This is a genomic window from Nocardia amamiensis (assembly GCF_015477605.1).
GTDB lineage: Bacteria > Actinomycetota > Actinomycetes > Mycobacteriales > Mycobacteriaceae > Nocardia > Nocardia amamiensis_A.
Genome location: NZ_JADLQX010000055.1, coordinates 1 through 18,695, shown reverse-complemented (window position 1 = coordinate 18,695; position 18,695 = coordinate 1). Strand labels below are relative to the sequence as shown.

The 18,695-nt window shown below is 66.9% G+C and carries 19 protein-coding genes; 13 read left to right on the top strand and 6 right to left on the bottom strand.

Going from position 1 to position 18,695, the window contains the following annotated elements; translation table 11 throughout:
* Nucleotides 1-110: 110 nt before the first annotated feature.
* Nucleotides 111-497: a DegT/DnrJ/EryC1/StrS family aminotransferase gene (locus tag IU459_RS35280; protein ID WP_228838958.1), complete on the top strand. Its 387-nt coding sequence runs from the start codon at nucleotides 111-113 to the stop codon at nucleotides 495-497.
* Here IU459_RS35280 and IU459_RS35275 read toward each other — a convergent pair.
* Nucleotides 490-1,635, bottom strand: coding sequence for a UDP-N-acetylglucosamine--N-acetylmuramyl-(pentapeptide) pyrophosphoryl-undecaprenol N-acetylglucosamine transferase (locus tag IU459_RS35275; protein WP_195133936.1), 1,146 nt, complete (start codon nucleotides 1,633-1,635; stop codon nucleotides 490-492). The genes IU459_RS35280 and IU459_RS35275 overlap by 8 nt on opposite strands.
* A gap of 672 nt (nucleotides 1,636-2,307) precedes the next feature.
* On the opposite strand from IU459_RS35275, the gene IU459_RS35270 reads away from it, so the two are divergent.
* Nucleotides 2,308-2,985 (top strand): nucleoside/nucleotide kinase family protein, encoded by a 678-nt coding sequence (locus IU459_RS35270; RefSeq protein ID WP_195133935.1) that lies wholly within the window; start codon nucleotides 2,308-2,310, stop codon nucleotides 2,983-2,985.
* On the opposite strand, the gene IU459_RS35265 is transcribed toward IU459_RS35270, so the two are convergent.
* Nucleotides 2,969-3,841, bottom strand: coding sequence for a PfkB family carbohydrate kinase (locus IU459_RS35265; RefSeq protein ID WP_195133934.1), 873 nt, complete (start codon nucleotides 3,839-3,841; stop codon nucleotides 2,969-2,971). The two genes, IU459_RS35270 and IU459_RS35265, sit on opposite strands and share 17 nt — an antisense overlap.
* Before the next feature lie 16 nt (nucleotides 3,842-3,857).
* The gene (locus tag IU459_RS35260) at nucleotides 3,858-4,847 is read right to left on the bottom strand and encodes a hypothetical protein (RefSeq protein WP_195133933.1); all 990 of its coding nucleotides are present in this window, start codon (nucleotides 4,845-4,847) and stop codon (nucleotides 3,858-3,860) included.
* 308 nt (nucleotides 4,848-5,155) lie between these two features.
* Here IU459_RS35260 and IU459_RS35255 point away from each other — a divergent pair, with 308 nt between their 5' ends.
* The 11 genes from IU459_RS35255 (at nucleotide 5,156) to IU459_RS35205 (ending at nucleotide 17,403) form a co-directional block, all read left to right on the top strand.
* A complete protein-coding gene (locus IU459_RS35255; RefSeq protein WP_195133932.1) occupies nucleotides 5,156-6,466 on the top strand; it encodes a JmjC domain-containing protein in 1,311 nt (436 codons plus the stop codon).
* A complete protein-coding gene (locus tag IU459_RS35250; RefSeq protein ID WP_195133931.1) occupies nucleotides 6,463-7,287 on the top strand; it encodes a DUF3865 domain-containing protein in 825 nt (274 codons plus the stop codon). Before IU459_RS35255 ends, IU459_RS35250 begins: the two co-directional genes overlap by 4 nt.
* A 48-nt stretch (nucleotides 7,288-7,335) precedes the next feature.
* Nucleotides 7,336-7,485 (top strand): hypothetical protein, encoded by a 150-nt coding sequence (locus tag IU459_RS35245; protein ID WP_195133941.1) that lies wholly within the window; start codon nucleotides 7,336-7,338, stop codon nucleotides 7,483-7,485.
* 164 nt (nucleotides 7,486-7,649) lie between these two features.
* Entirely contained in the window at nucleotides 7,650-8,681 is a 1,032-nt protein-coding gene (locus IU459_RS35240) for a fatty acid desaturase family protein (protein ID WP_228838957.1), read from the top strand.
* Between the two features lie 44 nt (nucleotides 8,682-8,725).
* Nucleotides 8,726-9,829: an inosamine-phosphate amidinotransferase 1 gene (locus IU459_RS35235; RefSeq protein ID WP_228838956.1), complete on the top strand. Its 1,104-nt coding sequence runs from the start codon at nucleotides 8,726-8,728 to the stop codon at nucleotides 9,827-9,829.
* On the top strand, nucleotides 9,826-10,740 hold the full coding sequence (locus IU459_RS35230) for an amino acid--tRNA ligase-related protein (RefSeq protein WP_195133930.1): 915 nt from the start codon (nucleotides 9,826-9,828) through the stop codon (nucleotides 10,738-10,740). The genes IU459_RS35235 and IU459_RS35230 overlap by 4 nt, the downstream gene beginning before the upstream one ends.
* Nucleotides 10,741-11,654: 914 nt before the next feature.
* Nucleotides 11,655-12,557 carry a hypothetical protein gene (locus tag IU459_RS39000; protein ID WP_228838955.1) on the top strand — a complete coding sequence of 301 codons (903 nt, stop codon included), beginning with the start codon at nucleotides 11,655-11,657 and terminating at the stop codon, nucleotides 12,555-12,557.
* Nucleotides 12,554-14,281, top strand: coding sequence for a hypothetical protein (locus tag IU459_RS35220; protein WP_195133929.1), 1,728 nt, complete (start codon nucleotides 12,554-12,556; stop codon nucleotides 14,279-14,281). Before IU459_RS39000 ends, IU459_RS35220 begins: the two co-directional genes overlap by 4 nt.
* Entirely contained in the window at nucleotides 14,278-16,413 is a 2,136-nt protein-coding gene (locus IU459_RS35215) for an integrase (protein WP_195133928.1), read from the top strand. Before IU459_RS35220 ends, IU459_RS35215 begins: the two co-directional genes overlap by 4 nt.
* Nucleotides 16,410-16,838 (top strand): hypothetical protein, encoded by a 429-nt coding sequence (locus IU459_RS35210; RefSeq protein ID WP_195133927.1) that lies wholly within the window; start codon nucleotides 16,410-16,412, stop codon nucleotides 16,836-16,838. The genes IU459_RS35215 and IU459_RS35210 overlap by 4 nt, the downstream gene beginning before the upstream one ends.
* Before the next feature lie 187 nt (nucleotides 16,839-17,025).
* A complete protein-coding gene (locus IU459_RS35205; RefSeq protein ID WP_195133926.1) occupies nucleotides 17,026-17,403 on the top strand; it encodes a GFA family protein in 378 nt (125 codons plus the stop codon).
* Here the strand turns inward: IU459_RS35205 and IU459_RS35200 are convergent.
* The 3 genes from IU459_RS35200 to IU459_RS35190 form a co-directional block, all read right to left on the bottom strand.
* Complete coding sequence (locus IU459_RS35200; RefSeq protein WP_195133925.1) at nucleotides 17,322-17,663, bottom strand: hypothetical protein; 342 nt, start codon at nucleotides 17,661-17,663, stop codon at nucleotides 17,322-17,324. The two genes, IU459_RS35205 and IU459_RS35200, sit on opposite strands and share 82 nt — an antisense overlap.
* Nucleotides 17,664-17,821: 158 nt before the next feature.
* Nucleotides 17,822-18,142 (bottom strand): hypothetical protein, encoded by a 321-nt coding sequence (locus IU459_RS35195; RefSeq protein ID WP_195133924.1) that lies wholly within the window; start codon nucleotides 18,140-18,142, stop codon nucleotides 17,822-17,824.
* Between the two features lie 75 nt (nucleotides 18,143-18,217).
* The gene (locus IU459_RS35190; RefSeq protein ID WP_195133923.1) at nucleotides 18,218-18,547 is read right to left on the bottom strand and encodes a hypothetical protein; all 330 of its coding nucleotides are present in this window, start codon (nucleotides 18,545-18,547) and stop codon (nucleotides 18,218-18,220) included.
* Between the last annotated feature and the right edge of the window lie 148 nt (nucleotides 18,548-18,695).

Below are 18,695 nucleotides of genomic sequence, written 5' to 3'. Positions count from 1 at the left end.
CGCTCGCACAAACACTTCCGGCTTCCGGGCCACCGGCACCACCTCCACCGGCAGCATCACCGGCAACAGGTCCACGATCAACCCGACACCCGGTTACCGAGGCAACCTACTTGGACAAGGCACTAGCCAACTTCGACCATGTCGCGGCCCTACGAACGGCCCTGTGGCGCAACTATGCCCGCGAGCTCGCCGCGCTCGAGCGCGTGGAGCTCGTCGACGTCGATATCGACAACACGGTGCCGTTCAACCTGGTCGTGCGCGTCGACGACCGCGACGGGGTGTTCGCGCGGATGAAGGCGGCGGGCATCGGGGTCGGGGTTCACTACCCGCCCAACCACACTCAGCCCGCCTTCGAGCGCTGGCATCGCCGCCTGCCCGATACCGAGGCCAGCGCGCCGCGGCTGTTGTCGCTGCCGTTTCACCCCGCGATGACCGAGGTCGACGTCACCACTGTCGTCGCCGCGCTGGCCGCCGCGCTCGCCCCTGCGGCTAGCTGATCGGTTCTCGCGCGGCGACGGCGCGCACGAGTCCGGCCAGCCGCGTTCCGGCATCTGGGCGCCCCAGCTCGCGGGCGGCCTTGCCCAACCGGGCGCGGGCGTCCGGATCGGCCAGTAGTCCGTTGACCGCCGCGCTCACGGTCTGCCCGGTCACCGTGCCCGACACCGTGATCGCGGCCCCGGCCTGCTCGAGCAACCGCGCCGCCCGCGCCTGCTCGCCACCGGCAGAGGACGCCAGCGGGATCAGCACCGCGGCTTTGCCCAGCGCGGTCAGCTCGGCGATCGTGCCGGCCCCGGCACGGCACACCACAACCTCGGCCAACGCCAGCGCATCGGCCATCCCCGCGCCGTCGACGAAGTCGACGACGCTGTAGCGTCCGGCCAGCTCGCCGGGCAGCGCCGCTGCCGTGTCCTGCAACGCCGACAGATCCGCGGCACCGGCCTGGTGGATCACGTTGGCGTGGGCCAGCAGTGCCTCGAGCGTTTCAGCGACGGCGGTGTTGATCTGGTGGGCGCCTTGGGCGCCGCCGGTGACCAGTACGGTCGGCAGCCGGTGGTCGAAGCCGCGGCCGAACCGCTCCAGCGCAGCAGGGCCGCTGCCGGCGAGCACGGACTCGCGGACCGGGTTGCCGGTGACCACCGCGCGCGCGGCTGCGCGCGGCGGCAGTACCGCGACGGTCGCCTCCGATGTCACCGCCACGGCGGTCGCGGCTCGCGCCAGCACTCTGTTGGCCAGGCCGAGCCCGATGGTCTGCTCGTGGGTGACCAGCGGAATGCGCAGGAGGCCAGCGGCCACGCCGACGGGAACGGCCACGTACCCGCCGGTGGTCAACACGACGTGGGGGGCGAAGGCGCGCAGCCGCCGCATGGCCTGGGCTATCCCGACCGGCACGCGCGCCATGTCGGTGATGTTGGCGCGGTTGAGCATCCGCATCGGGTTGCGTTCACGACGCAGCTTGCCTACAGCGACCGGGGTGAAGTCGATGCCATCGGCGGCCGCGGTCCGCTGCTCGAGCGAATCCGCCTGCCCGAGCCACAGCACCTGCACCGGGTCGTCCCCAGCGCGCAGCTCTCGCGCCACAGCGAGCGCGGGAAACACGTGCCCACCGGTACCACCACCTGCGATCGCTACCCGCAACGCTGCCGCCTTCCCATGATCGGCCGAGACAATGCGCTCAAGTCTGCCACCGCCCCGGGACCACTCAACGTTCGTGCGTCTCGGCCGCGGCCGCTGGTGCCCACTGTGCCCCGGTGACTTCCCCGTCCACTACAGCGAGGCCTGCCCCGAAAACGGGCGTGGCAGGCTGCCTGCCGTGTATCCGCTCGAAAAGCCTTCTGCGCTTGCGGTCTCATGCCACAGGCGAGCCCGGAACCGCCTGCTCGGCGGCCGCACCACCGCGCGTTCCCACCGCTGCGGTTGCGGGCACTGTTGTTTCTGACCATGTCGACTCGTTCCGGCGGCGGAGCCCACGTATCCTCGCCTGTGATGTCGATCTGAGCAGGTGAGAACAACACCTGCGACGGTCGATGACCCTACGGTCTTCAATGCTGCCGCCGACGTGGGCGGCATGGCGGCTCAGGCTCCGGCCAGCGGTTTGGTCGATAGCGATAGCAGTTGCTGGTCGGCCTATCCGGCGCGATTTCGACGACCCGGCCGACGGTGACGCGCTGGCGCCCGGTCGGCGGACACCTGTTCTCCTCGGGATCGGTTGGCCTCGTGAGACGCAGGCGGCGGAGTTCACCGGCCTGGCCCGCTGCCCGGTTGGTACCGTGGTCGCACCGATCTGGTTCTCGTTTAAAGGAATCCGAGATGAGTTCAGGCTCCGAACTCGCCGTGACTGAGCTCGCGGCCGATGTGGTCGCCCGCATGCCGAACGGGCGGCGGTACGTTCTCGGGATCGCGGGGCCGCCTGCGGCCGGCAAGTCGACGTTGTCGCAGAACCTCGCCGCGGCCGTCCGGACCGAGCACGCCGTATCTGCCGAGATCGCCCCTATGGACGGATTCCACAAGACCTCCGCCGAGCTCGACGCGGTCGGTGCTCGCCACCGCAAAGGCCAGTCCGACACCTTCGACGTTGCCGGATTCGTCGAGCGCCTGAAACTGCTGCGCGAGGCGCCGTTGGGGCAGCGCGTCCCGTGGCCGATCTACGATCGCGGCCTGCACGACCCGGTTCCCGACGCCATCACCTTCGCCGCGCAGCGCCTGGCGGTCGTGGAGGGCAATTACCTGCTCCTCGATCAGCCCGGCTGGTCCGAGGTCCGCGCCCAGCTCGATGAGGTGTGGTACCTCGATGCCGAGGACCACGTCATCGAGCAGAGATTGACCGACCGGCATCTGCTCGGTGGGAAGACGATCGAGCAGGCGAAGGCCAAGATCACTGACAGCGACATGCCGAACGCCCGCCTGATCGCGGACACACGCGGCCACGCCGATGCCGTGCTGCGCGAGAACGGCGGGCGCTACATCGTCATCAGGGCAGATCGTTAGCCCAGTTGCGCGTTCCGAAGCTGCGGCACGACAGCGTCGATACCGCGGATGCGCGGGTCAGTGCATCGAGGAAGTCCCGGCTCTGGCCGTAGTAGGCGCAGAAGGCGCCGTGCAGGATGTCACCGGCGCCGAGTGTGTCGGCGGCCTCTGTGACCGGGGTGATCTCGACGCTGCCGTGCTGGCCGTCCGAGGCGAACAGGATCGGGTCCGGTCCCTGTGTCACCGCAGCATGTTTCGGTCCCGCCGAACGCAGGTAGTCGACCAGCGCTGGTCCGTCGCCGTGAAAGTCGGGCGGGGAGAATGCCTTCGAGCAGATCGCGATCTCGGTTAGCGGCAGCAGCTGATCGTGGATCGGTTTCCAGCGTCCGGCGTCGAGCACGACCGGCACGCCGAGGGCGTTCGCCCTGCGCGCGATGCCCATTGCCAGCTCGGGGTGGTGACCGTCGACCAAGACGGTCGAGGCATTCTCGACGTGTTCGGCGAGGTCGGCGGTGTAGGGCGCCTGAATTCGTGCCGCGTCGAGGCCGACGATCGTGCGTGAGCCGGCCTCGAGCGCAACCACGATCGAGGACACCGGCGGCTTGGTGCTGCTCTCGGGCGTTACGTCGACCACGGTGACGTGCTGGCCGGTCAAATCGTGGCGTACAAGATCGGTGAGCGGGTGGCGGCCGAGCGCGGTGATCAGCGTCGCGGGCCGGCCCGACACGATCGCGCAGGCCACTGCGGCGTTGGCGGCTGGTCCGCCGGCGCCGAGGAACTGGTCGTTTGCTTGGGTTTTCGTGTCCTCGCCGGGATATCGGTCGACGGCGTAGGCGATATCGAGGGTGGACAGGCCCACGAACAGCGCTTCGGGCACCAGGGCTCCCTTCGGGTCAGCGGGTCAGCAGGTGTTCGAGCGCGGCGGTCTGCTCGGAGTAGGTTCGTACGGTGACGACGGCCGCGAATTCTCGGTCGGCCGCCTGGTCTTGGAGACCGGCCCAGTGCTTGGCCAGGTACCAGCTGGCGCCGGTCGTGCCATAGGGGCCGAGCCCTGCGCAGAAGAACCAGTATCGGTCCGGGTGCAGCTGGGGCGCGGGGCGCACGCGGGCGATCAGTCCGATGTTGCGGTTGTCATCGGAGCTGTAGGAGTTGCCGTCGGCCAGTTCCAGGTACTCGAGATATCCCCCGGCCGAGGGCGGGTTGTCCTTGATGGTGAACAGCGGATCTCGGGTGGTCTCGAGATACATGTGGGTGCAGTCGTTGGAGCTGAGCCCGAAGGAGACATAGGGGCGGTCCGGTGACGAGACGACATCGCGATCACTCTGGATATCGACGGCAATGCCGTCGTGGTGCTGGACCATCGCCATCACGTGCAGCATCCCGCGGACATCGTTTTCGGCCAGCGCGATCGGTACGTCGATGCGGTGTGCGGCGTTGAACACGCTCGCCCGCTTACTGAAGATGTGCTGACGCGGAATGCCGGCGGCCGCGAGCGCTTCGACCGAACTCGTGGCCAGCTCGAAACTGGGCACCACCAGAGTGACGCCACGATCGACCATCTCCGCGCCCAGGAACGCGCCCAGCCCGTCGTCGACTGGGTCATCATGTGCCGGGTGCGGGCTGGCGGCCGCCGCGTTGGCCATCGAAAACAGGGCGTGGATAGACCATCCGGGGAACATGCGGGCGAGGACTCTGCGGTGATGGTTCTGCGGCAGGCCCTTCATCTCACCCGACATCCAGTTATAGAACTGGGCTCGAGACGGTGCGTCTGCCCGCGCCGCCGCGCTATCGAGTTCGGCGGCGTGTTTGCGGTATTCGGCGCAGAAATCCTTATGGCTTGCCAGATGCCGCTCGTCGAGCAGCATCTTGAGCACGGTCCCCAATCACGTCCCCTTTTTCAGGTGTCGAGCTGTCGAACTAGCGAACGATCCTATCGACACTGGCAGTCCAGTGGACGAGATAGGACAGAAACGGACTGGATCGGACCTCTTCGGCGATGCGACTGGACCCGTTGAGCGCCAACACTTCTCGTACGTCGCAGCGGGACACGGTCTCGGACGGCGGGGCATTGAGACGTTCGTCTGTCGCAGCCCGCACAGCAGGCTCCGGCCGCTGATCCCGCGGGGCTGCGCAGCAGGAGAGGAGAGACCTTGACCATCTGTATGTCCTCACCCGCGACGGAGCTGACGTCATGACCACCGCCGCGGATCCTGTGATCACTTGGCCGCCGTCACCGGAGTTCTGGTCGACCAGGTTCCCGGCTAAGACCGATGGTGCGGTCGCGCCGTACCTGTTCAAGGGCATCGTGCCGGCCGATCGGCTCGGCCCTGACGACGTGTTCGACGGACTGCGCAGGCTGCGCCGCGCGGCCGCGCACGGCGAGCCCACCAGCGCCCGCATCCGTGTCTACGTCGGCGAGGAGCGTCGCGACGAGGTGATCGACACCGTGCTGTCGGCGCCGTGGTCCGATGAGGAATTCGTCGCCTGGATGCAGAATCTCACCGGCGCCGAACGGTTCTCGCTGGTGATCAACAACCTCGAGACCACCTCCCAGAAGCTGGCCACGGTGCTCGGTGAGCTGATCGGATCCGCGCACGCCGGATGGGGCGTGCCGATCGGCGGCAGCGAACAGGTCGCCTTCGCCGGGAACTACGCGGGTACGGCGTTCGGCGTCCACGAGGGCTACGAGGACGCCTTCTTGGTCCACCTCGGCCCCGGCACCAAGCACTTCTACACCTGGTCCGGTGAGCTGTACAAGGAATTGACCGGCGGCCAGGCACCGACCTTCGGGGACTACACCGCGCTGCTCGCGCGCGGCGAGCGCCACGACCTCGAACCCGGTGATGTGCTGTTCCTGCCGCGGCGGGTGTTTCACGTCGGAGTCCAGGACGGATTCTCGATCTCGGTGGCGATCCCGCTCTACACCTACTCCGACACGCGCATGCTGGCCCTGTCGCTTCTGCCCGAAGTGCTCGAGTCCGCCGCCACCATCGACGCCGCCGACGAGACCCCCTCGCCGATGCATCCGCTGACCGCAGGCCCGGGGCCGGTCGCTGCCGCCCTCACGTCGGCGGCCACCGACATGCTCACCACCGTCTCCGAGCAGCTGGGGCCCAAGATCGCCGAATTGGTCGCGGCCCGGTGGCGCACTCTGCGCAGCAACGGCGGCTGGGAGGCCGCCCAACACGACCTCGCCCGAGCCGACGCGGCGCGCGAGGCCGCGGCCGCGCTCGCCGCCGGCGGCACCCACCTGCGCGTCGCACCGCCGTACACGCTGCACGCCGATCCGGACATCGACGAGCACCTGCACATCGGTGTCACGGTCCGCGGTCTGGTGCTGCGCGTGCCGGAGTCGCCCGCCTGGGGCACCGCGCTGGCGTCGCTGGCCGACGGTCACACCGTGCGCATCACCTCCGAACTCGGAGGGGACGCGTTGGCGCTGCTGCTCGAAACCGGCGGCATCCAGGTCCTCACCGACCCCAACGCCGAGGAGTCGGCATGACCACCTCGATGGTCAAGCGCTACCTCGACGAGCACCCCGACACCAAGGCCGCCATCACCAGCGTCCTGCTCAACAAGCCCGAAGTCAGCGGCAACGACCTGGTCGACACGCACATGGCGCCGATGGTCGCGGCACTCTATGAGCAGATCACCGCCGCGGTGTCACCCGCGACGCTGACGCAGGACCAAGCGGCGCTCTATATCCGGGAGCTGTCGGTGTTCGCGCGCTACAACTCCGATTTCCTGCGCCAGGCCGCCGACACGGTGCAGGGCGGGTGCATGGAGCTGGCGCACGAGTTCCGCCGCAACCACCTCGAGGAGGGCGGAGAGCGGGGCAAGGTGCCCGCGCACTACACGCTCTACTCCGGGGCGCTGCTGGCCGATCTGGGACTGCTGGTCAACGGGCACCTGCCCGCGCCGGAAACGCTGACCCTGGTGTCGCTGCACGACTGGCTGGTCATCGGCTCGTCGGTGAGCCGCATCTGCGGCGGCTACTACGCCACCGAGGGCGTGGCGATCGACGAAACCGAGCTGCTGCGCGCCATCACCGACCGTTACGCCGAACTCACCGTCGGCGCCGAAGCGGAACTGCAGAACCTGGACTACTACTACTCGCTGCACCTGGACGAGGGCCACGAAGCCGCGGCCGTGGATGGTCTCAGCGTCGAGGCCGCCCACATCGAAGGCATCGCCCGCTTCATCCGCGAGTACCAGCTGTTCGGCCTGGACCTGCCGCAGATCGTCGACGGCTGGCTCCAGATCCTCGAGGGCATGATCGCGTGGTGGTCGCAGCTGACCGACCGCGCCGCCACCCTCCCCTGATCCCCGCAGTAACCCACCGAAAAGAAGGAGAAGATCACCATGTCGCCGATGCTCAAGAGCGGTGTCCGCCCCGACGCACTCAAGGCCGGTGTCCGGCCCGATGCCGCCCTCAAGGCCGGTGTCCGCCCCGATGCCGCCCTCAAGGCCGGTGTTCGGCCGGATGCCCTCAAGGCCGGGGTGCGCCCGGACGCCTCCTGACGTCCAGGGCAGAAACACCCTGCGCGGGGCCACGCGACAGCACGACGCCAGCTCGTCTCGTGGCCCCGCCACCTTTTCCGACTCCGATCGAGACCACAGCTCGCGCACGCGCCACCGACAGCGGCTGCCATGGCCTCGTTCCTGAACTCAGCGTGGAGAAGAGCATGACCATCGCGGCGCGCGAGTCCACCCGCCGACGCCCCTCTGCAGGAGCATCCGGCCCGGTCCGCCGCGCCTTCGGCCCCGAGCTGATCGCGCGCATGGACGACCTGTGCGCCCGCGGCCGCGCCGAAGGCCCCCTTGATCTGGCCCGGGACTATCTCGCGGCCGCCGTCACCGCCGCGGTCGGCATCACCGTCGGCCACCCGATCCTGACCGCGGTGTGCATGGTCTACATCGGGATCCGGCAACGGCACCTGTCGAACTTGACCCACGAGGCAATCCACACCAAGCTCACCCGCTCCCGCCGCGCGAACACCATCTTCGGGCACCTGAACTGCCTCGCGCTCGGGGAACCGTTCACCCCGTATCGGCGGTCGCACCGCGTCCACCACGCCAAACTCGGCAGCCCCGACGATCCGATGCTGCGCTCTTACGTCTCCCGCCGCGCGCACGCCCCGTGGCCGGACAAGAAGGCGTTCGTCACCCACGTGATCATCGGCAACGCGTTGTGGCAGCTGCCCAAATACGGATTCCTCACCCTGGCAGGCAAGGCCGGTGACGAAAGCTGGAAGGCCGCCGGAACCCGATGGGCGGCCTGGGCAGCCTGCGCCGCGGCGGCCGCCGCGCTCGGGCATGGCATCGACTTCGCGCTGTACTGGGCGCTGCCGCTGATCGTGGTGCGCCCCATCGTGACCTGGCTGACCGACCTGGGCAACCATGCCGGCCTGATCCACAACACCGACGTCATCCGCCAGACCTGCGGCTGGACCTCGCACGCGCTGACCCGGCACCTGCTCGGCGGGCACAACGACGACATGCACCACCCGATCCACCACTGGTTCCCCAACATCGGCTGGCGGGAGCTGCCCGAAGCCGCCACCATCCTGCGCGAGCACTACCCACGTTGGGACGAGGTGCCCTGGTGCTCGGGGTACTTCTTCCGCCGCCGCGCCACCCCGCACATCCCCTGCGTGCTCGACGACATCGTGGCCACGCTCCACCTCCAGCTCACTGAACGCCAGCCCAACACCTGACTCTGCGGACGCCGCGCCGCGATGACGACCCGAACAGGATCCGAATGTCTCTGCCTGTCAACAGTTTCGATGAATTCACCACGTTGCGTGAGGTGATCGTCGGCGAACCCCACGGCTACACCTCCCACGACGCGGATGCGAGTTTCCGCCTGTTCTACCTCGACAACGTCACTCCCACCGCGGCTGCCGGGAGCCGGGAGCTGGCGATCCCGCCGCAGCTGGTCGACGAACTCGAAGAAGACGTGGAAGGTTTGTGCGCCGCGCTGGCCGAGGCCGGGGTGCGGGTGTTGCGTCCCGAGCCGGTCACCGAACGCACCGTGATCTGCTCACCCTGGTGGTCCGCTCGGGAGACGCCACCGCTGAACGTGCGCGACCAGACGATCATCCTCGGTGACACCATCGTGGAAACCGCGCCCCACATCCGGGGCCGGGTGTTCGAGAACGACTACCTCAAGCCCCACTTCTACCGCTACCTGCACGCCGGATCAGCGTGGATGTCGATGCCGCGGCCAGCGCTGGCGCGCCAGTCGCTGGACCCGAGCTTCTTCGACGGCCAGCCGGTCGACCTGTCGGCGGTCATCGGCGACACCGACACCCGCGTGCTGCCCGGACTGGGGCACGAACTGGTCTTCGACGGCGCCCAGTGCATCCGCCTGGGCCGCGATGTCCTGGTCAACGTCGCCAACACCAACCACGAACTCGGCCTGTCCTGGCTGCGGCGTGCCTTCCCCGAGCTGCGGTTCCACCGGCTCGACGCCATCGCCGACAGCCACATCGATTCCATCGTGGTGCCACTGCGGCCCGGCCTGCTGATGCTGCGCTGCGCCGACTACCTCGACGCGCTGCCCGAACCGCTGCACGGCTGGGATATCGTCGTGCCGCCCGAGCAGGACGAGGACGCCTTCCCCGACTACAGCGACTTCGGCTTCAACCTGACCAGCCGCTACATCGACATCAACGTCCTCTCGGTCGACGAAGACACCGTCGTCGTCAACAGCCTGTGCCCGGATTTGATGCGCACCCTGGAGAAAAAGGGTCTGACCGTCATCCCCGTCCGGCATCGCCACCGCCGCCTGTTCGGCGGCGGATTCCACTGCTTCACCCTCGACACGGTGCGCGCCGGCGGACACGAGGACTACTTCGCATGAGCCGCGCCGCAGCCGGGACAACGCTGACTCCGCGGGAGACCATCGAGGCCAAATCCGATCTCCTGTACAAGATCCGAATCCTACTGCGCGGCCAGGGGTTCGCCGAGGTCACCACCCCGACCTTCCGGCAGGCCGACGACCTGACCGGCAAACGCGCCAGCGCCGCTGTGGGCGGCCGCGACGGGTGGCTGCGCAGCATGATCGGCCCGGCGTTGCGCTACCAGCTCGCCCACACACCGCGGGTGTTCGAGATCGGCGCCTGCTTCCGCAACGACCCGGCCGACCACACCCACCTCCCCGAGTTCACCATGCTCGACCTGTATGCCGCGGAGTCGAGCTACGACTACCTGATCGACCTCGCCGAGAATCTGGTTCGTCTCGCCCACCCCGGCGCCGCGCAGCGGATCTCGGTCGCCGAACACCTCGGCACAACCCTCGGTGTCGACCTCACCCGCGAGACCCTGGACCGGCACATCGGCGCCCTCGCACGCCATCTCGACTTGTCGGCCGATACACCGCTGCACGACCTGCTCGACGCCTACATCGCCGCTGAGCTGGAGCCACGCAGCGCCGGGACGGCCCTGTTCCTGGTCGACATGCTCCTCGGCGGCAACGAGCCCTGCGCCAAACTGCGCGAGGGCACCGCCGCCGTGCTCAACCGGTTCGAGGTGTTCATCGACGGCGTCGAAGTCGTCCACGGCTACGAGGACGAGACAGACGCCGAAGCGTTCATCCGCCGCGCCAGCGCGATCGGCCTCTACAACCCCGAACAGTCGCTGGTGCAGAAGGCGATCCTCGCCGGTGCCGTGCCCTCCCACAGCGTCGGTCTCGGAATCGGGATCGAACGGCTCTGCATGGCCGCCACCGGCGTCCGCGACATCCGGCTGTTCCGACAGTCCGCGGTTTTCTGATCCGGGCGACGGCGCACCTGCCACCGTCCCGGACCGGCCGTGCGTGCTGCTCTAAGCTGGCCGGGCCGGTGCCTGGCCGTCACGGTCTGGTGCTGAAATCCCTTTTTTGACAATGAATTTCGAATAGAGAGGGGAACGCCGATGTATGAAGGTGGCTGCCTGTGCGGGCAGATCCGGTTCCGCGCCGACGCCGAGGCAAACTGGCCGCACCTGTGCTTCCCTGATGATTGAGTGAGTTCAAGGACTCATGAAGGAGCAGGGTGGACGAGTGGTGGCTGGTGTTTGTTCCGGATTCGGACCGGTGGGGGCCACTCCCACGAGACGGAGTGATGGGGATACAGGATCTTCCGGCCGCTGTGGACCGGTTGGGACTTCGTCCCGGTGATCCGGTTTTCGTCCGACCCGATTTCGTTGTAGATATGGATCTTCTGGAATTCGTTCTCTCGGAGGAGTTTCGAGGATTGCAGCGCGAGACACGCAGGAACTATGCGACGGACATCAGGGTTTTGCTGTCCTGGCTTTGGCGGCGGGGTGTGCCGTGGTGGCAGGCCACACGCTCTGATCTGAGGGCGTACCGCGAATTTCGTTGCGACTCACCGAAAAATCCGCATCGGATCGGCGGGGCGAAGTGGGACAGAGAGGCCGCAGCGTTCACTCGACTGTATCGGTGGGCGAAGGTGTCACCGCTTCCTGTCGATGTAGGCCGCAGGGAGGACCGAGCAGCGCATGCACGGAGCTCTCGCGTCTCGTGGCTGACGCCACGAACGTGGGGGGTTTGGCAGGACCTTGGTCTGCGCGGGCTGGGCCGAGACTGCGTGCCGGTGCCGGGTTGGGACGCACGGACCGAGCTGCGGAACACCGCGTTCGTCGGCTTGATGCTGAGCTCGGGGCTGCGGCGGCAGGAGGCTGGCGGCATGCTGACGTTCGAGATTCCTTCTCGGCCTGCACGATTCGGCCGGTACTGTCATGGGCAGGTGCCGCGGGCATTGTCACGATCGAAACGAGATAGGACGTTCTATGCCTCGACCGACGCGTTGCGTCAGGTCGGCGCCTATTCGGAGTCCGAACGCGCGTGGACGATTGAGCGGGCTCAGGAGCAGGGGCGTTACGAGAGGCTGCCTGACATGCGGCTGATCACTCACGTCACAGCGGGACCGGCACCGAAAGTGCATTGGGTCGACCGGCGCGGGATCGAGGGCAGTCGTGCGCTGAGCTTGCTGGACTGGCGTGAGCGGCAGTGGCTGTATATCGAGGGCGCGCGAGGCTCTGAGCCAGCGTGGTTGTGGTTGACCGAGCAGGGTATGCCGATGCTGCCGGACCGGTGGAACGCAGTGTTTCGGCAGGCGAATCTACGTTGCGAGCAGGTGCTGTTGAGCAGAGCCGAGCGGGAGCTTCCGCGGGCGGAGCGGATCGCGGAGATCCGCGGCAAGGCCCCTTACGCGACTCCACATTCCGCTCGACACAGCACAGCGCTCTACATGCTGATCGTGCTGAATGAGTTGATGGACAAGAAGTATGGGCTGAGCGCGTCGGACCGCCGCGACTTCGCGCAGCTCTACGGCGATCCGTGGTGGCTGGTGAAAACCATACTCGGACACCGGGATGTCGAGACGACGAAAGAGCACTATCTCGCCCCGGTCACGCACCTGCAACTGGAGTCGATCCTGGCGTTCGACACCGCCGGGACCGAACCCCACGCGGCCGAGGATTCGACGAGTCTCGACGACTTGTTCGCGCGGCTGGCGAAGGAGACAGCGGGGATTCAGGATGTCGACATTCTAGTCGATGCTGCGCCCGCCGCGGGGATGTCGTTGTGAGCGGGCGGGGGCACAAGGCGGTTGTGCCGCCGACGGATTTCCAGGCGGCGGAAGGGATTACCGACGAGGCAGGTCTGCTGGTCGCCGTGATCAACAAGGAGGGTTTCGAGCGGGTCTTCGACTTCGCCACAATGTCGGTGCCGGAGCCGATGCAGCGTTCTCTCGCAAAGGTTTTCGCTGAGCAGTCGGTGAACTGGAACAGCCACGCCAGTGGCGAGTCGTATTGGCAGTCGCTGCGGGCGTTCGCTCGGTTCCTGAAGAATCAAGACCACCCCGCGCCGGATCTGGACGGCCTGACCGCGGCTACGTTGCGGCTGTGGCGGAACAACCACAAGACCACCCCCGGTGGCCGCGAGGCGCTTGCGAAGATCCGGACCTTGTTGCAGAGGGATCCGCGCCTGTCGCACGGCCCGGTCGCTGAGGAACTGGCTCGCCGCGCCCCGCGGTGCGTCACATCGTCAAAGCAGTCGTACGCGAGGTCCGACCGTGAGCTCGTGGTGAAAGCGGCTGAGCGTCAGTTCCGATCGGCTCTGTTGCGGATTCGGGCCAACTCGGCTGTGCTGTCACGGTTCCGCACCGGCGGGCTGGAGGAGGGCAGCCGCGATTGGCGACTCGGCCGAGTCCTCGAGCACATCGCCGACACCGGCGACGTCCCTCGCTCAAGTGGAAAAGGCCGTCCCCATGACGTGAAGCTGCTGGGTGGTCGGCACCGGGACGTCACCTGGGGCAGGTTGTTTCTGAGTCGCCAGGAGCTGACCGCGCTCGCGGTGCTGATGACCGACCAGTACGGCTGGAATCTGTCGGTGTTCGACCGGCTCACCGTGCCGACCACCGCGCCCACTGCAGGGACGACGGCCGCGGTGACCTACAACGTCCTGGTCGAGAAGCGGCGCTTGGGGGCGGGTCGATGGTTCGTCGAGGAGAACTACACCGACTCCGGGCCCGGGTCCCCCGGGCGACTGATCACCCAGGCGCTCGAGGCCACGCAGCACGGCAGAACCTTGGCCGCGCGTCTGGTGCCCGGGACTGATCTGCTGATGGTTGCGCGCCAATTCCGCACCTGCGATGTCGATTCGGATCTGGACCGGCCTCGTCCGGTCGGGCCGCTGTGCTTCGGGGTGTCCAAGTCCGACGGCACGACCTGGGCGAAAAGCCACAACATCGGGTCCCCGTTCCAGCGTGCACGCCGGACAACCGTGGCCCGGGAGGGAAAACCGCTGCAGCACAGCCGCGGCACCCATGAAAGCGTCTATGTCCTTCCCGACAAGAACGTTCAGAAGGCCGCCGAAGAGGTCATCGCTGCCGGAGCACAGGCCGCGCTCCAGCTGGCTCGGGATGTCACGTTCCGGGGTCGGCTGACCTCCGTTGCGGATCCCGACCACCAGGAGACTGCGACGGCCGACTGCGCGGACGAATCATCCAGTCCCTGGGCGACATCGGACGGCGTGTGCAACGCCGATTTCCTGCTCTGCCTGTCCTGCGGCAACGCCCGCGTTCACAGCGGCCATCACGCACGGCTCGCGCTTCTGCACGAGCAGTTGCTGTCGATGCGATCGGTGTGGCCTGAGAAGCTGTGGCGGCAGCGGTGGGACGACTGCTTCCAACGACTCGTGGATCTGCGCACCAGGGTGAACGAGGTCACCTGGGACGCGGCCCTGGCTCGTGTGACCGATGGCGACCGGGCGATCATCGACCATCTGCTCAAGGGAGAGCTCACCCCGTGACCAGCGCACTAGCCACCGAGGCCGATCCGTTCGTGCTGCCCATGCCCGGCCCCGACAGCCCAGTTGTTCAGGACCGATGGATCAGCCCGGACAACACCCACCTGAACTCCCGCTACAGCGACGACCTGTGGAGCCTGGGCCCACTGACCGACAACCCGGGCCACCATATCCACCGGATCATCTGGAGCAATTGCCCCGCGGCTCTACAGCAGGAGATGCGGCTGATCATCTGGACGCTCATCAATGGCGAACTGCGGCCCAGCTACGTGAAGGCCCGCAGCATGCAGGGCCGCGCCCGCGACGGCGTCGTGAGCATGCGCAACTGCATCCTGGAATGGCTGAAACTGGCGCGATGGCTGCACCAACGCGGCGTCAACCGGCTCCGTGAGTGCACGACCGAGCACTGGAAAGCCTTCGCCGCTGAACGAACCGCAGCGCAGAACCACCGCGGGCACGCCCTCAAACTGCTGCGCTGGCTAACGGATCTGTGGGCATTCGACCAATTGTCTGCCCAGCCTTCAGAAGTCATCGCTCCGCCGTGGGAGACCGACGGCATCGACGACTACCTCCCAGCCGACACCAAGGAGGCGGGCGGCGAGAACACGACCGAACCGGTCGATCCGGCCGTGATCGGGCCTCTTCTGACCTGGCCGATCCGGCTTGTCGAGAACTGCGGCCACGACATTCTGGCCGCCTGGACAGAACGCCGCCGCATGATCGCCCAGGTGAACGCGACCGACCCCACCCCCGAAACCCTCGAAGCGCTGAAGCGGTATCTCTTGCCGCGCATCGAAGCTCAGGATCCCCTGCCCGCGATGGAACACCGCGGCCACGGAACGACCCTGAACCGGCTCTACATCGCCGCGGTCACCGGCGCCGCCTACTGCCAGACCGTGTACCTGTCCGACCGACTCGAACTGCCCAAACTCACAGCACAACGACCAGGCCCCTGCCCGATGCAAATTCCTGTGACCGGCCTGATCGACGGCCGACCGTGGCGCGAGCACCTGGACTTCGAGGAAGCACCGACATTGGTGCGTCACCTGGCCACGGCAGCAGCCGTCGTGATCATGTATTTGACGGGCATGCGGCCGCAGGAGGCCCGGACCCTGCGATCAGGTTGCTGCCCCGATCCCGAACCCGGGTCCACCGGCCCGCACCTGATCCGGGCCCACCACTACAAGAACGTTCGTGACATCGACGGACACCACGTCTCTGCCGGCGCGGAACGCGACGTTCCTTGGGTCGCGATAGCCCCGGTGGTGAAAGCGATCCGCATCCTGGAGCGAATGGTCCCCGAGGACGAACTACTGTTCAGCTCGACACACCACGACGTCGTGGCCCAACGCAAGCAACACGGGGCACTGAAAGCCTCGAGCCTGGACCAACGGGTTGAACAGCTGATCGGATGGATCAACACTGAGGCCGTCGCTCGAGGCCTGCCACACCAGCGGATCCCGGATGATCCGCTCGGGAACATCGGCCTGAGTCGGCTGAGAAGAACTTTGGCTTGGCATATCGCCCGAAGGCCGGGTGGATTGGTGGCGCTGGCAATCCAGTACGGGCACATGCGCACCGTCCTGGACGGCCGCACCGCCAGCGGCTACGGCAGCCGGGCCCGTCGCGGCTTCCACGGTGAACTCGATGTCGAGACCGCCCTTGCGGCTGCGGATACGGCCGCGCGCCTTCGCGATGCGACTGCGGCCGGGGCGAAGATCTCCGGCCCGGCCGCGCGCCGCGCCCTGGTCGCCGCCGCCCAGTTGCCCCGCTTCGAGGGTGCCCTCACCACGCCGAAGGCTGCGGCCAAGTTCCTCAGCCGAGACGGACAGGTGCTGTTCGACAACCCCGACAGCTTTCTGATCTGCGCGTTCAAACGCGATATGGCACTGTGCGATCCGGACTCCAACGCCACGGCCCCCAACCAATTCGCGTGCCAGGCCGGTTGCGGCAACGCGGTCCGCACCGACAGCCACGCCCGCGCCGCACGAGCGTATGCCGACGCACTAGACCTTCGAGCCGCCCACCTGCCCGAACCGGCAGGCAAGCGACTGCGCCTGAACGCAATTCGCTTCCGCAACCTCGCAAACACACACGACGCCCAGGCGCGCAACGCCAGCGAGGTCGTCGCATGAATCACCATCACGACGACGAGCGAACCCGGATCCGCGCCGCCATCGAGCGGCTCCTCACCGGCCGACCCGAACGCTCGGACGGCAGCTTCACCGTGGTCTCCTTGGCCGTCGAGGCCGACGTCCACCGGATGGCCTTGCAGAAGCGCCACGCCGACCTGAAAGAGGAGTTCTACGCACGAGTCCGAGCTGAAACCCACCAGACCCCGGAAGTCGAGAAACGCCTGCGCGGCGAAGTGACCCGGCTGAAGAAAGCCCTCCAACAATCACGAGCAGCCGAAGAAGAATCCCGGCGCCGCGCCGAGCAGATCGTGCTCGCCACCGCGGTCCTCCAATTTCAAAAGGACGATCGACCATCGGCTCGGCAAGAGCCCGGAACGCTACTGCCACTACGGTCTCCGACCGGCACTCGGCGGCATTTGTCCTGATTACTGTCAATTACAGAGGCGTATCCATCCGTGTCCTCCGCGATGGAGGGCGCTTGCATCTACTATCGACAGCGGCCTGAAGCGACGAACACGGATGTCGCCAGCGGGACGTGGATCCTGTTGATGAATGGCGCCCACGGACACCCTTCTCGTCCAGCGAACGATCACGTGAAAGGATATATGCACCATGCACTCCGGCGGCTGCTTGTGTGGCAACATCAGATATCAGGCATCGGGCAACCTGACTTTTCCTCACATTTGTAGTTGTGCCCACTGTCAGAAATTGTCTGGTGGCCCGGTGATGTCGTGGGTCGACTTCCCCCGCGACGGGTTCGAGTGGACCGGACCAGGCGGGGAGCCGGTCTGGTACAACACCTTCCCCGATTCTCAGCGTGGCTTCTGCGGTGTCTGCGGGAGCTCGGTCGCCGCGCAGGACGACGGTGACGCGGACCTGGTCGGTGTGACGATGATGAGCCTCGATGATCACAGCGGCTTGATACCCGAGCGACAGAGTTTCCGTCCCAACGCCGTGCCGTGGCTTCCGATCGTCGGCGCACAGGACTGAGCGGATCCGCAGCCTATCGAAACCCGCCGTACAACACGGTGGCGGCGGTGCGGGCCGGGCCGGTGTTCGGACAGGAACAGCGGGCCGTGATCGCGGCCGGCGATCAGGCGCGGTAGCAGGTGGGCGGTGTCGGTGCCCCAGGTGATCCACATAATGTCACCGCATTTGGCGGCGATCCGGGCTTGTTTGTTGGGCAGGTCCAGCTCCTCGATGTTCAGCGCGAGCACCGCGCCGGCGCGGCTGGCGGACTCGTACAGCATCCGCCACAACCTCTTCTCCCGCAGCGGCACGTCGCGCCGCCCGGCAAAGCCGGTCGATCCGGGAACGAGACACGGCCTTGGTGTCGTCGTTGTTCTCACGCTGCCCGCTCCGCCGAGCTGGGCAGCGCGGGGCTGGCCCAGTGTTGCTTGTCGGCGCATCAGGCCAGCCAGGAACCGACTGCGGAGCGGTTGCGGTTCCAGGTCGCCGGCATTGTCTCGCCCCATAGTTCGGTGAGCGCGTCACCGATCTCTACGTCGGCTACATCGGCCCAGTTGCGGTCCGCGTCGAGCTGATCGGCCGTGCGGTCGAGCACGCCTGCGTAGGCGTGCAGGGTATTCGGGTTGCTCTTGAGCTTCGGGGCGTCGAGGAAAGCGACGATGGCATGTTGCCGGTTGTGCGCCGTGCGGTCTTCAGCCTTGTCACCGTCGCCGCCGTCACCACACCCTGTCCCGATCGACCTACCGGATGACGTGCACAAGTCGCGCCCCGACCGGTGAGAAGTTCGCGCTGGTCGCCGATCCTCGTTGCCGTCAAGCTACCAGATAATGGCCCGTTATCCGGTAGGTGTCGGTAGGGCTTCCGAGCCGATCCTCTCCAGGAGCGGAACGGCTGTGCGCGCAGTGACCGCCAACTCGGTGACCGCTGTCAGGAATCGGTCTTTGTCCGGGTGCATCGCGTTCTGGCAGTTGGCACTGACCCGCATGATGCGGCCGATCGTTATCGACCAGTCGGCCTGTAGTGCTGGATCCGGGACAGAGAAGTAGTCGTCGGCCGACCGCGTCGTCTGGTTGATGCTGGTACACAGTGAAGCGATCTCGGTGAGGTCGAACGACAGTTCGTCTCTGCCCAATGCGATACCGAGTTTGCCTAGATCGGTTGCCAAGCGGTCGAAGAGGTCTAGGCCCAATACCAGTGACTTAAGGTTTGTGGGCTGGTAGGGTCTGTGCCCGGGAGGTGTGCATGCCGCGGCCTGGGCAGGTCAAGTCGGAGACGGATGAACGGTTGTCTGATCGCATCGCGGTCGGGTTGTT

What these genes read in the sequence shown, in the direction of transcription:
- IU459_RS35230 (WP_195133930.1), top strand. Translation starts at nt 9,826, where the DNA reads ATGAGCCGCGCCGCAGCCGGGACAACGCTGACTCCGCGGGAGACCATC.
- IU459_RS35210 (WP_195133927.1), top strand. Translation starts at nt 16,410, where the DNA reads ATGAATCACCATCACGACGACGAGCGAACCCGGATCCGCGCCGCCATC.
- IU459_RS39000 (WP_228838955.1), top strand. Translation starts at nt 11,655, where the DNA reads ATGCTGACGTTCGAGATTCCTTCTCGGCCTGCACGATTCGGCCGGTAC.
- IU459_RS35235 (WP_228838956.1), top strand. Translation starts at nt 8,726, where the DNA reads ATGTCTCTGCCTGTCAACAGTTTCGATGAATTCACCACGTTGCGTGAG.
- IU459_RS35255 (WP_195133932.1), top strand. Translation starts at nt 5,156, where the DNA reads ATGACCACCGCCGCGGATCCTGTGATCACTTGGCCGCCGTCACCGGAG.
- IU459_RS35250 (WP_195133931.1), top strand. Translation starts at nt 6,463, where the DNA reads ATGACCACCTCGATGGTCAAGCGCTACCTCGACGAGCACCCCGACACC.
- IU459_RS35240 (WP_228838957.1), top strand. Translation starts at nt 7,650, where the DNA reads ATGACCATCGCGGCGCGCGAGTCCACCCGCCGACGCCCCTCTGCAGGA.
- IU459_RS35200 (WP_195133925.1), bottom strand. Translation starts at nt 17,663, where the DNA reads ATGCTGTACGAGTCCGCCAGCCGCGCCGGCGCGGTGCTCGCGCTGAAC.
- IU459_RS35270 (WP_195133935.1), top strand. Translation starts at nt 2,308, where the DNA reads ATGAGTTCAGGCTCCGAACTCGCCGTGACTGAGCTCGCGGCCGATGTG.
- IU459_RS35245 (WP_195133941.1), top strand. Translation starts at nt 7,336, where the DNA reads ATGCTCAAGAGCGGTGTCCGCCCCGACGCACTCAAGGCCGGTGTCCGG.
- IU459_RS35205 (WP_195133926.1), top strand. Translation starts at nt 17,026, where the DNA reads ATGCACTCCGGCGGCTGCTTGTGTGGCAACATCAGATATCAGGCATCG.